This is a genomic window from Halomonas daqiaonensis, assembly GCF_900109725.1.
Classification (GTDB): Bacteria; Pseudomonadota; Gammaproteobacteria; order Pseudomonadales; family Halomonadaceae; genus Halomonas; species Halomonas daqiaonensis.
Map to the genome: position 1 here is coordinate 15552 of NZ_FOBC01000019.1, position 12756 is coordinate 28307.

At 65.6% G+C, this 12756-nt stretch carries 10 protein-coding genes; 7 read left to right on the forward strand and 3 right to left on the reverse strand.

Translation table 11 applies throughout. The annotated features are described in order from the left end of the window. Positions 1-28: 28 nt before the first annotated feature. Positions 29-1351 carry an erythromycin esterase family protein gene (locus BMY30_RS14090; RefSeq protein ID WP_089714802.1) on the forward strand — a complete coding sequence of 441 codons (1323 nt, stop codon included), beginning with the start codon at positions 29-31 and terminating at the stop codon, positions 1349-1351. Positions 1352-1449: 98 nt separating this feature from the next. Here BMY30_RS14090 and BMY30_RS14095 read toward each other — a convergent pair whose 3' ends face one another. The 3 genes from BMY30_RS14095 to cmoA all read right to left on the reverse strand — a co-directional run bounded on the left by BMY30_RS14095 (position 1450) and on the right by cmoA (position 3629). Continuing rightward, on the reverse strand, positions 1450-1686 hold the full coding sequence (locus tag BMY30_RS14095; RefSeq protein WP_089714804.1) for a hypothetical protein: 237 nt from the start codon (positions 1684-1686) through the stop codon (positions 1450-1452). Between the two features lie 181 nt (positions 1687-1867). After that, complete coding sequence (gene cmoB / locus BMY30_RS14100) at positions 1868-2860, reverse strand: tRNA 5-methoxyuridine(34)/uridine 5-oxyacetic acid(34) synthase CmoB (protein WP_089714806.1); 993 nt, start codon at positions 2858-2860, stop codon at positions 1868-1870. A gap of 1 nt (position 2861) precedes the next feature. After that, entirely contained in the window at positions 2862-3629 is a 768-nt protein-coding gene (cmoA, locus tag BMY30_RS14105; protein WP_089714808.1) for a carboxy-S-adenosyl-L-methionine synthase CmoA, read from the reverse strand. Between the two features lie 84 nt (positions 3630-3713). Between cmoA and pgi the strand changes: the two genes are divergently transcribed. The 6 genes from pgi (at position 3714) to BMY30_RS14135 (ending at position 12528) form a co-directional block, all read left to right on the forward strand. Beyond that, a complete protein-coding gene (pgi, locus tag BMY30_RS14110; RefSeq protein ID WP_089714810.1) occupies positions 3714-5393 on the forward strand; it encodes a glucose-6-phosphate isomerase in 1680 nt (559 codons plus the stop codon). Positions 5394-5424: 31 nt separating this feature from the next. Further along, positions 5425-6108, forward strand: coding sequence for a YqiA/YcfP family alpha/beta fold hydrolase (locus BMY30_RS14115; protein WP_244516223.1), 684 nt, complete (start codon positions 5425-5427; stop codon positions 6106-6108). A 3-nt stretch (positions 6109-6111) separates the two neighbouring features. Next, entirely contained in the window at positions 6112-7992 is a 1881-nt protein-coding gene (parE, locus tag BMY30_RS14120) for a DNA topoisomerase IV subunit B (RefSeq protein WP_089714814.1), read from the forward strand. A gap of 7 nt (positions 7993-7999) precedes the next feature. Then, positions 8000-10252 (forward strand): DNA topoisomerase IV subunit A, encoded by a 2253-nt coding sequence (gene parC / locus BMY30_RS14125; protein WP_089714816.1) that lies wholly within the window; start codon positions 8000-8002, stop codon positions 10250-10252. 201 nt (positions 10253-10453) lie between these two features. Continuing rightward, complete coding sequence (gene serB / locus BMY30_RS14130) at positions 10454-11668, forward strand: phosphoserine phosphatase SerB (RefSeq protein ID WP_089714818.1); 1215 nt, start codon at positions 10454-10456, stop codon at positions 11666-11668. After that, positions 11665-12528, forward strand: a complete 864-nt coding sequence (locus tag BMY30_RS14135) for an ion transporter (RefSeq protein WP_089714820.1) — start codon at positions 11665-11667, stop codon at positions 12526-12528. The genes serB and BMY30_RS14135 overlap by 4 nt, the downstream gene beginning before the upstream one ends. Positions 12529-12756: the final 228 nt, after the last annotated feature.

Sequence of the window (12756 nt, forward strand, 5' to 3'; positions counted from 1 at the left end):
CACACTCTATCCGACAGGAGGCATTATCATGGCAACAGCACTGGAGGGCATTCGGCATCTCGCAAGGCGCCTCGAGGGGCGTCCGAGCGACTACGACGCCCTTCTCGACCAGGTCGGCGACCGTTCCCTGGTCCTGCTCGGCGAGGCTAGCCACGGCACCCACGACTTCTACCGCCGGCGCGCCGAGATCACCCAGCGGCTGATCGAAGAGAAGGGCTTCGAGGCGGTGGCAGTCGAGGCCGACTGGCCCGATGCGCTGCGCCTGACGCGTTACGTCAAGGGCGAGAGCGGCGATAGCCTCGATGCCGCCTTCGGCGATTTCGAGCGCTTCCCGCGCTGGATGTGGCGCAACCACGAGGTCCGTGAGTTCATCGCCTGGCTGTGCGAGCACAACGCTTCGCGACCGCTCGAGCAGCGAGTGGGGTTTCACGGGCTCGACCTCTACAGCCTCTATCGCTCCGCCGAGGCGGTTATCGCCTATCTCGATGAGGTCGACCCCGACCAGGCCGCGCGGGCCCGGGTGCACTATGCCTGTCTTGATCACGGCGGCGACCCCATTCGTTATGGCCAGGAGGCGGCCCTCGGGCTTAGTCAGTCCTGCCAGGATGAGGCGGTATCGCTGCTGGCCGATCTGCTCGAACTCGGTGATGATGACTTGCGCCGCGATGGCCTGCTGGCCGTCGACGAGCAATTCTATGCCGAGCAAAATGCCCGGGTGGTGATCAATGCCGAGGCCTACTATCGGGCCATGTTCGGCTCGCGCCTCGACACCTGGAACCTGCGCGATGAGCACATGACCGACACTCTCGTCGAGTTGCGCGCACACCTACGCCGTCAGGGCGGGCAGGGCAAGGTGGTGGTATGGGCGCACAATTCACATCTGGGCGATGCCCGTGCCACCGAGATGGGCCAGCAGCGCGGTCAGCACAACATCGGCCAGCTGGTGCGACAGCGCTTCGGCCAGGACGATTCCCTGCTGGTTGGCTTCACCACCCACAGTGGTCATGTCGCCGCCGCCCACGACTGGGACGGCAACGTTCAGCAGCGCTGGGTGCGTCCCTCACTTGAGGGCAGCGTCGAGCGGTTGTTCCACGACAGCGGCCTGGGGGACTTCTACCTGCCGCTAGAGAGCGACGCCGCCGAGCTGCTGGCAGCGCCCCTGCTGGAGCGTGCCATCGGGGTGATCTATCGTCCCGAGACCGAGCGCGCCAGCCATTACTTCAGGGCTCGAGTGGCCAGCCAGTTCGACGCCATCTTCCACCTCGACGAAACCTCATCGGTGGAGCCGCTGGACAAGGACGAGCCCTGGAACCGCAAGGAGGTACCCGAGACCTATCCGTTCGGGCTATGAGACGGCCGTACAGCCGAGATGGTTGGTGATTCCACACTGCTCGGCGCGGGGGCGGCTGGTGATACTGTGATGCCTTCCCTTCTTGTCATGAATTCAATTCAGGAAGGGGGCTCGTTGTGCTTGGTGGGTCGGCGGCGTGCCGAAACATAGAGCACGATACACAGGATGCCGATGCCGATCATGATCCAGCCGGCGTTGGACGCCATCTGAGGGTCGCCCCGGCTCAAGCCGATGACGATCACGATACCGAACAGTATGCTGTAGAGCGCCATGATCATCAGTATCAACAGGCTCTTGCGCTGCTCCTTCTTGATCACCTTCAGGGGATCTTGCATGCATGCCTCCCTACTCGAAGCTGTGAATGAAGGGTGCCAGCCCAGCGATGCACGGGACAACGTTGGCAATGTTCCTGCCACCAGTGTACAGCCCTACTGGCCGGTCACAATGTCATTCCGTGACAGGAGTGTCGCGAGCCGCTGAGTGGCGGTCTGTCCCCTTCGCTCGGTAGTGCGGGCATCATGCTGGTTTCCTGGCCATGACCACTGCCCGTCGCGGGGCGGGGTAGCCTTCGCGGGTCCGGGTCGGGTCGTCCGGGTCGAGGAAGTCGGCCAGCGACTGGAAGGTCATCCATTCGGTGGTACGCTGCTCGTCCGTGGTGGTTACCGCCTCGTCCACCACTCGCACGTTGGTGAAGCCGCAGCGCTCGAGCCACTGGCAGAGCGCTCGTGACGAGGGCAGAAAGTAGACATTGGGCATGGCGGCGTAACGCTCTCCCGGGAGCAGCACGGTCGTCTCGTCGCCTTCCACTACCAGGGTCTCCAGCACCAGCTCGCCGCCGGGCCGTAGGGCGTCTCTGAGCTGGAGTAGGTGCTCGAGCGGCGAGGGACGATGGTAGAGCACGCCCATGGAAAACACCGTATCGAAGAAGGCGAGCTTCTCGGGGACGTCCTCGATGCCCACCGGCAGGAAGTGAGTGCGGCCGCCGTCGGCGTCGCCGATGAAGTGGCGCACCGCCCGGAACTGCCAGAAGAAACGCGGCGAGGGGTCGATCACCAGCACGAAGGCCGCGCCTTCGCTGGCCATACGCCAGGCGTGATAGCCGTTGCCACCTCCCACGTCCAGCACGCGGCGCCCGGCTAACGGCGCCAGGTGCGGCGCCACCCGTTGCCATTTCCAGTTCGAGCGCCACTCGGTATCGATCGGGATGCCGCCGAGCCGATAGGGGCCCTTTCGCCAGGGCGCGAGCTTTCTCAGCAGGTTCTCGCACTGGCGGCGTCGGCTGTCATCGAGTTCGACATCCACCGCGACGGTATCGGCGTCCAGACGCACCTCGCGTTCATCGGGCAGCCTCGGCAACTTGGCCACGGCCTTCTCCCAGGCCGGCAAGTCGCCATAACGCTGGCGGTCCAGGCCACGAGCCAGTTGCTCGGGGAGGCGGGCCAGCCAGGTATCCAGCCCCTGGTCGATAAAGGCCCGGAAGAGGTCGCGGTGTTCGGGCGCGATCGGCACCTCACGCCTCCTGGGGCGCCAGGGCGTCAGCGTCCTTGAAGGCGATCAGCGAGGCGAAGTTGAGGAACTGGTACCAGGTGTGGGCGCGAGAGAAACCGGCCCTGGTCAGACGTTCGTGGTGGCCCGCCAGGGTGTCGGGTACCAGGACGTTCTCCAGGGCCGTGCGCTTCTGGCTGATCTCCATGTCGCTGTAGCCGTTGGCACGCTTGAAGTCGTGGTAGCGCTCCACCAGCCAGGCGTTCTCCTGTTCGTCGGCGGCCTTGATCTTCTCCGAGAGCACCAGCACGCCCCCCGGCTCCAGGGCCTGGAACAGCTGGTCGATCACCGCGTCGCGCTCCTCCGGGGCCAGGAACTGGAGGGTGAAGTTGAGCACGATCATGCCCGCAGGGTCGTAGGCCAGAGTGCGGATATCGCCCTCGTGTACCTCCATGGCGTGGTCGGGGCACTCCGCGGCCAGGGTTTTCTGAGCCCGCGTCACCATGGCGGGCGAGAGGTCCACCCCCGTATAGCGAAAGGCGCTCGGCGGCAGCGTCCCGGCCAGCGCCAGGCCGGCGGCACCCAGCGAGCAGCCCAGGTCGTAGACATGGGCGCCGTGGCGCAGGTGGCGGGCGGCGATCAAGCCCAGCATGCCCAGTATCTGGCCATAGCCAGGCACAGAGCGGCGGATCATGTCGGGAAAGCAGGCGACGACCTTCTCGTCGAACGAAAAGCGCGCCACCCGGTCCAGGGGTGTCGAAAAGATCGCGTCACGGTAAGATGCGTCACTCATGGAACCGGCCGGATATCGTGGAAAGGGGCGTTATTCTACGCTGTGCTCGCGCCGGCTGCACGACAGGACGTCCAGGAGGAGGCCATGCCGCACCCCACGATTGACCAGCGCGAGGCCTGGCAGGCTCTGGCAGCGCACGCCCGCGAGATGCGCTCTACCCATCTGAGTGAGTTGTTTGCGGGCGCGCTGCATCGCCACGCGGCCTTCACTCGACAGGCGGCGGGCCTGACCCTGGATCTTTCCAAGCAGCGCTGGCGCGACGAGACCCTGGAGCGGCTGCTCGACCTGGCCCGGGAGGCCGAGGTGCCCGAGGCGATTCGCGGCCTGCTCGCCGGGGAGCGGGTCAACCGCAGCGAGGACCGGCCGGCCCTGCATACCGCATTGAGGCTGCCGCCGGAGGCCAGCCTGGTGGTGGAGGGCGAGGACCTTGTGCCCTCGGTGCACAAGACCCTCGAGCGCATGGCCACCATGGTCGAGCGCTTCCACGCCGGGCAGTGGCGAGGCGCCACCGGCCGGGCGATCCGTGACGTGGTCAACCTGGGGGTCGGCGGCTCGGACCTGGGCCCGCTGATGGTCACTCATGCCCTGGCCGACTACCGGCCGCAGGGCGTGCACACCATCGAGGTGCACTTCGCCTCGACCATGGACGGCTCCCAACTGGCCGACTACCTGGCACGACTCAATCCCGAAACGACCCTCTTCGTGCTCTCGTCGAAGTCCTTCACCACCATCGATACCCTTTCCAATGCGCGCACTGCTCAGGATTGGCTGATGGGTCGGCTGATGGGCGACAACCGTGAGGAAGGCGTCGATGCCGAGTTGGTGATGCGCCAGCACTTCATCGGCGTCTCGGCGAGTCCCGAGAAGATGAATGAGTGGGGTATTGCCGAGGACCATCAGCTGGCGTTCTGGGAGTGGGTAGGGGGGCGCTATTCGCTGTGGGGGGCTATCGGCCTGCCCATCGCCCTGATGGTGGGCATGCCGCACTTCCGCGAGCTGCTCGCTGGGGCGCATGCCATGGATCGCCACTTCAGCGAGGCGCCGCTTGTCGACAACCTGCCGGTGCTGCTGGCCCTGGCGGGGATCTGGAACGTCAACTTCCTCGATATCCGGGCCCATTCGATCCTGCCGTACGACGGTCGGCTGGAGTTCTTCGCCGCCTACCTCGAGCAGCTTGAGATGGAGTCCAACGGCAAGTCGGTGACCCACGACGGGCGCGGGGTCGGCTATTCCACCTGTCCGGTGCTCTGGGGCCAGCTTGGGCCCAATGCCCAGCATGCCTTCTACCAGTTGCTCCACCAGGGCACCCAGGCCGTGGAGTGTGATTTCATCGCGCCTCTACTTCGTTACGATGAGGTGGAGGACAGCGCCACACGGGCGCATCTCAAGAGCCAGCATCGTCTGGCGCTGGCCAACTGCTTCGCCCAGTCGCGGGTGCTGATGCTCGGCGACGAGGCCATCGAGGACGATGGCCCACGCCCGGCGCACAAGCGCTATCGCGGCAACCAGCCCTCCAGCACCCTGCTGCTCGACCGGCTGACCCCGGCGACCCTCGGCTCGCTGATCGCGCTCTACGAGCACAAGGTGTTCGTCCAGGCGAGGATCTGGGATATCAACCCCTTCGATCAGTGGGGCGTGGAGCTCGGCAAGAAGATTGCCGGTGAGACCCAGCGCATCCTCGAGCACCAGGCGGACATCGCCGACATGGACGATTCTACTCGCGGCTTGATCGAGGCCGTCTGGGCGGCGGAGCGCAACGCGTGATGATACTGGCTGCATGTACAGGGGTTGCGGTATGCTGAGTGCCACTCGCTATCTGCAGACCGCCAGTGGGGTCCTCTACCTCCATGGGTTCAATAGCGGCAGCGGCTCGCCCAAGGCGGTGCTGGTGCGTGATGCTTGTGCGTCGCTCGGCCTGCCTTGCACGACGCCGCAGCTGCCGCACCGGCCGGCGGCGGCACTCACGCTGGCGGAATCCCGGCTTGATGAGCTGGGTGAGCGCCCTCTGGTGATGGGCAGTTCCATGGGCGGCTTCCTGGCGACCCTGATCGCCGAGCGCCACGACCTGGCGGGGGTGCTGATCAACCCCGCGGTGCACCCGGCCCGGCTGGTGGCGGACTGGCTCGGCGAGCGTTTCGACAACGCCTATACCGGCGAACGCTTCGCCATCGAAGCCGCGCACCTCGACGAGCTCGAGGCATTGACGCCCGAGCGGGTCACGGCTGAGCGTTATCTGTTGCTGCTGGGCACCGCCGACGAGACCTTGGATCCGGCCGAGGCCTTTGCCCTGTATCGTGGTGCCAGGACCCTCTTGCACCCGCAGGGAGATCACGGTTTCGCGGCGCTGGCCGACTACCTGCCGGCGGTCCTCGCTCACGGTGGTCACCGCCTGGTGCCAGGCTTGTCCGCTAGTCAGAGTCCAGAGGCAAAGGGCGCCGGCATCCCGGGCGACACGAACGATCGCAACCACTTTGGGTGATGCATGACGCAATACAGTGCCAGCTCTATCGAGGTCCTCTCCGGTCTCGAGCCGGTGCGCAAGCGCCCCGGCATGTATACCGACACCTCGCGGCCCAACCATATGGTCCAGGAGGTCATCGACAACAGCGTCGATGAGGCGCTGGCCGGCCATGCCGGTGAGATCACCGTGCGGCTGTTCGAGGACGGTGGCGTCGAGGTCTCCGACGATGGCCGCGGGATGCCCATCGACATCCATCCCGAGCATGGTGTCTCCGGCGTCGAACTGATCATGACCCGGCTGCATGCCGGGGGTAAGTTTTCCCAGTCGAGCTACCGCTTCTCCGGCGGCCTGCACGGGGTCGGGGTTTCGGTGGTCAATGCCCTGTCCAAGCGCCTGGAGATCGAGGTGCTGCGTGACGGCAACCGCCACGGCATGGCCTTCGAGCACGGTGACAAGGCCTCTCCACTTCAGGTGATCGGCAGTGCTCCCAAGCGGGCCCGCGGTACGGTGGTGCGCTTCTGGCCCGAGGAAAGCTATTTCGACAGCCCGCGGCTCTCGCTCACGCGGCTCAAGCACCTGATGCGCGCCAAGGCGGTGCTCTGCCCGGGCCTCAAGGTCACCCTGGTCGAGCCCGACGGCAACGAAAGCGTCTGGCAGTACGCGGATGGCCTGCGCGACTACCTGGCCCAGGCCACCGACGGCTATGAGGTATTGCCGGCCTCGCCCTTCATCGGCCATTTCTCCGATGACGAACACGGCGTGGACTGGGCCATCCAGTGGCTGCCCGAGGGCGGTGAGCCGCTGCTCGAGAGCTATGTCAACCTGATTCCCACCCCCCAGGGCGGCACCCACGTCAACGGTCTGCGCGCCGGCCTGCTCGATGCCCTGCGCGAGTTCTGTGAGTACCGAAGCCTGCTGCCCCGGGGCGTCAAGCTCACCGCCGAGGACCTCTGGGAGCGGGTCGCCTATGTGCTCTCGGTGAAGATGCTCGAGCCGCAGTTTGCCGGCCAAACCAAGGAGCGACTCTCCTCGCGCACCGTGGCAGGTTTCGTTTCCGGGGTGGTCAAGGATGCCTTCTCGCTGTGGCTCAACCACCACGTCGACCAGGCCGAGGCCCTGGCCGAGATGGTGATCAATGCCGCCCAGCGCCGCCAGAAGAGCTCCAAGAAGGTGGCGCGCAAGAAGGTCACTTCGGGCCCGGCCCTGCCCGGCAAGCTGGCCGACTGCTCGGGCCAGGACCCGGCCGGCAGCGAGCTCTTCCTGGTGGAGGGCGACAGCGCCGGCGGCAGTGCCAAGCAGGCACGCAACCGCGAGACCCAGGCGATCCTGCCGCTGCGCGGCAAGATCCTCAATACCTGGGAGGTGGAGTCCCACGACATCTATGGCTCCCAGGAAGTTCACGACATCGCCGTGGCCGTGGGCATGGATCCCGGCAGCGATAACCTCTCCAAGCTGCGCTACCACAAGATCTGCATCCTTGCCGATGCCGACTCCGACGGCCTGCATATCGCGACCCTGCTGTGCGCACTCTTCGTGCGCCACTTTCCGGCGCTGGTGGATGCCGGCCACGTCTTCGTGGCCATGCCGCCGCTCTACCGCATCGACCTGGGCAAGGAGGTGCACTATGCCCTGGACGAGAGCGAGAAGGCGGCCATCCTGCGCAAGCTCGAGGGCAAGCGTGGCACCGTGAACGTGCAGCGCTTCAAGGGCCTGGGTGAGATGAGTCCGCTGCAGTTGCGCGAGACCACCATGGCGCCGGAGACCCGCCGACTGGTGCAGCTCACCCGCGAGGTCGGCGACGGCACCATGGAGATGATGGACATGCTGCTGGCCAAGAAGCGTGCCGGTGACCGCAAGAGCTGGCTCGAAGACTACGGCAACCTCGCAGACATAGAGGTCTGATCCCCATATGACCATGGATATCCAGGTGGCGGAGGGCGACGTCGAGCGCCTCTCGCTGCGCGAGTACACCGAGAAGGCGTACCTCGATTACTCGATGTACGTCATCCTCGACCGGGCTCTGCCCCACATCGGCGACGGTATGAAGCCGGTGCAGCGGCGCATCGTTTACGCCATGCGCGAGCTCGCGCTGGGCGCCAACGCCAAGTACAAGAAGTCAGCACGTACCGTCGGCGACGTGCTGGGCAAGTTCCATCCCCACGGCGACAGCGCTTGCTACGAAGCGATGGTGCTGATGGCCCAGCCGTTCAGCTACCGTTACCCGCTGGTGGACGGCCAGGGCAACTGGGGCAGCCCGGACGATCCCAAGTCCTTCGCCGCCATGCGCTACACCGAGGCGCGTCTGTCGAAATTCGCCGAGGTGCTGCTCGCCGAGCTCGGCCAGGGCACCGTGGACTGGACCCCCAACTTCGACGGCACCATGAACGAGCCGGTGGTACTCCCGGCGCGCCTACCCCACGTGCTCCTCAACGGCGGCACCGGCATTGCCGTGGGCATGGCCACCGATATCCCGCCCCACAACGTGGGCGAAGTGGTCGAGGCGACCTGTCATCTGCTGCGCGATCCCCATGCCACTACCACGGACCTGGTCGCGCACATGCCGGCGCCGGACTTTCCCACCGAAGCGGAGATCATCACCTCGCGCCGCGACCTGCGAAAGCTCTACGAGAGCGGTCGCGGCTCGGTGAAGCTGCGTGGCCGCTACGTGCGCGAGGAGGGCAACGTGGTGGTCACTGCGCTGCCCTACCAGGTGAGCGGGGCCAAGGTGCTCGAGCAGATCGCCGCCCAGATGCAGGCCAAGAAGCTGCCCATGGTCGCCGACCTGCGCGACGAGTCGACCCACGAGGAGCCGACGCGGCTGGTGATCGAGCCGCGCTCCAACCGCGTCGATATCGAGGCGCTGATGGCGCATCTCTTCGCCACTACCGACCTCGAGAAGAACATCCGCGTCAACATGAACGTGATCGGGCTGGACGGTCGCCCGCGGGTCATGGCGCTGCCTGATCTTCTGGGCGAGTGGCTGCGCTTCCGCCGTGCCACGGTGCGTCGGCGGCTCGAGCATCGCCTGGGCAAAGTCGAGGATCGCCTGCATATCCTCGAGGGTCTGCTGGCCGCCTACCTCAATATCGACGAGGTGATCCGCATCATCCGCGAGGAAGACGAACCCAAGGCCGCGCTGATGGAGGCCTTCGGGCTCTCCGATCGCCAGGCCGAGGCGATCCTCGAACTGCGCTTGCGCCACCTGGCCAAGCTCGAGGAGATGAAGATCCGCGGCGAGCAGGACGAGCTCGAGGCCGAACGCCAGCACCTGCAGGAGCTGCTCGGCAGCGAAGCCGCGCTCACCGACCTGATCGAGGAGGAGCTGCGCGCCGCCGCCGAGGCGCACGGCGATGCTCGCCGCTCCCCCCTGGTCGAGCGGGAGGAGGCCCGGGCGCTCTCCGAGGTCGAGCTGGTCGGCGCCGACCCGGTCACCGTGGTGCTTTCCGAGAAGGGCTGGATCCGCAGCGCCAAGGGCCACGAGATCGACCCCGCCGGGCTCTCCTACAAGGCCGGCGATCGCTTCCACCTCGCCGCCCGGGGCAAGACCAACCAGCCGCTGGTACTGCTCGACGACACCGGGCGGGCCTATACGCTGTCGGCCCATAACCTGCCCAGTGCACGGGGTCAGGGCGAACCGGTCACGGGACGGGTCAACGTGTCGGCCGGGGCGCACATGGCCGGCCTGATGCTGGCCCCGCCGGACAGGCGCTTCCTGCTGGCCTCCGACGGCGGCTACGGCTTCGTGGCCCGGCTCGAGGAACTGGTGGGCAAGAACAAGTCCGGCAAATCGGTGTTGAGCGTTCCCAAGGGCTGCAACGTGCTGCCGCCGCTGGAGGTCCCGGCCGAGGAGGGCGCCAGTGTGGCCGCGATCTCCAATGAGGGACGGCTGCTGGTCTTCCCGCTCGAACAGCTGCCCGAGATGGCCAAGGGCAAGGGCATCAAGATGCTCGACATTCCCGGTGCTCGGGCCACTCGCCGCGAGGAGTTCGTGCGCGACCTGGTGGTATTGCCCGCCGGGGCGGCACTGGTGGTGCATGCCGGCAAGCGTCACCTGACCCTCAAGGCCAGCGACCTGGATTACTACCGTGGCGAGCGCGGCCGTCGCGGCAGCAAGCTGCCCCGCGGCCTGCAGAAGGTGGACCGGCTGGAATTCGCCGAATGAACTCGCTGTAAGAGCGCGATTTATCGCGCGATGGCCAACGTCTCCAATCGCTGGATAAATTCGGCTCCTAAGGGACGGGCGGCAGGAGCATGGTGTAGGAACCGGGTTTATTCATGGCTCGACACATCGGTAACTGTTCGCAATTCTCCCGATAAATCGGGCTCCTACTCCTACGGCTTACGGCTCGAAACTGGGGTTAACATGACACGACGAGTACTGATCCGCGCCACCGGTGTGGCGCGTCCCGGCCAGCTGGCAGGCCTGGGCAAGGCGCTGGCAACCAGCGGTGCCCGGTTGCTGGACATCAACCAGAGCGTGACCTTCGGCATCGTCTCCCTGGAGGCCCTGGTGGGGCTTCCGAGGGAGAGCGACCTGGAGGGTGCATTGGCCGCGACGGGAGACAGCCTGGGCCTGGATATCCAGGCGATCCAGGTGAGTGCCGAGGACTACCAGCGCTGGAGCGTGCAGGCGAGCCAGCCGCGGCTGATCCTGACCCTGTTGGCGCCGCACCTGCCGGCGGGGATCCTCGCCGAGGTGGGGGCGCTGACCGCCGAACATGGCTTAACCGTGGAGCTGATCCACCGCCTCTCCGGTCGCGAGCCGCTCGACGGCGGTATGCCCGACCACGGGTCCTGCGTGGAATGTTGGTTGCGCGGCGACGAGGTTGACCTCGACGCCCTGCGCAAGAAGGCGCTGGCGCTGGGCGCCATGCATGGCGTGGACATCGCCCTCCAGGAGGATTCCATCTGGCGCCGGCATCGTCGCCTGGTCTGCTTCGACATGGACTCCACCCTGATCCAGACCGAGGTGATCGACGAGCTGGCCCGCCGCCACGGTGTTGGTGAGGAAGTCGCCGAGGTCACCGAGCGGGCCATGCGCGGCGAGCTCGACTTCCAGCAGAGCTTCCGCGAGCGCATGGCGAAGCTCAAGGGTCTGGACGAGTCGGTGCTGGCCGAGATCGCCGAGTCACTGCCGCTGATGGATGGCCTCGAGAGGCTGATGCGTCACCTCAAGCGGCTGGGCTATCGCACGGCGATCCTTTCCGGCGGCTTCACCTACTTCGCTCGCCACCTGCAGGAGCGGCTCGGCTTCGACGAGATCCATGCCAACGAGTTGCTGATCGAGGATGGCAAGGTCACCGGTGAGGTCCGCGAGCCGATCCTCGATGCCGACCGCAAGGCCGAGCTGCTCCACGAGATCGCTGAGCGGGAGGGCCTGGCCATGGAACAGACCATCGCTGTGGGCGACGGGGCCAATGACCTCAAGATGCTCGCCGCCGCCGGCCTCGGCATCGCCTTCAGGGCCAAGCCCCTGGTGCAGGCCCAGGCGCGCCAGTCGATCTCCACCCTGGGGCTCGATGCCGTGCTCTACCTTATCGGCTATCGCCAGGGAGACCTGGAGGAGCAGGAATCGTGAGTGCAAGTTTCGAGACCTGGCGCGATCGCTTCGAGCGGCTGCGCGCCCACAAGGCCTTCGAGCTGACGGTGATCACCATCATCGTCGTCTCGGCACTGCTGATCGGCGCCCGGACCTACGAGGAGGAGACCAACCGCTTCCAGGAGTTGATCCTGGCGCTGGACACTGCGGTCACGGTGTTCTTCCTGGTGGAGATCCTGATCCGCATGGCCGCTGAGCGTCGCCTGCGCGATTTTTTCAGGCGTGGCTGGAACGTGTTCGACTTCCTGATCGTCACCGCCAGTCTGGTACCCCTGGACGATTCGGAGATGGTTCTGCTGGCTCGATTGTTGCGTATTTTCCGCGTACTGCGCCTGGTGTCGATGATCCCCGAGCTACGCATGCTGATCGCTGCACTGTTCAAGTCGATCCCGCGCATGGGCTATGTGGCACTGCTGATGTTCATCATTTTCTACATCTACGGTGCCATCGGCAGCTTCCTGTTCGCCAGCGTTGACGAGCAGCTGTGGGGCAACATCTCGGTGTCCATGTTGACGTTGTTCCAGGTGGCCACCTTCGAGAGCTGGGCTACAGCAGTGCTTTATCCAGTCATGGAGGACTACCCCTACGCCTGGATCTACTTCCTCACCTTCATCTTTCTCAACGCCTTCATCTTCCTCAACATGATGATTGGTATCGTGCTCGACGTGATGCAGAAGGAGAGCCTGGCCATTGAGCTGGAAAACGGGGAGGGCGAGGCCGCCGTACTACATGGCCTGCGCCAAGATGTCAGCCAACTGCGTGAACAGCTCGACCGCATGGAGGCGACCCTGGGGGCCGGCCGTGGCGATGCCAGAGTTGACAAGCACGGTGGAGACTGATTTTCTAGTTGGTATGAAGACGACATCTTGCCACCTCGTTCTCGACCTACGACTACTACTAGCCTGCCGCTGAGTGCGACGGGCGGTGCCGCCGCATCGCCACTGGTTCGCTAGCCGCTAGAGAAAACGTCCTGGTCGAAACGAGGTTCAAGATGTCCACCACAAGCAGTACTGGCCCCATGAATACTGTCGCTGTCGCCGTCCCCCGTGCATGCTCTCAGGCATGCC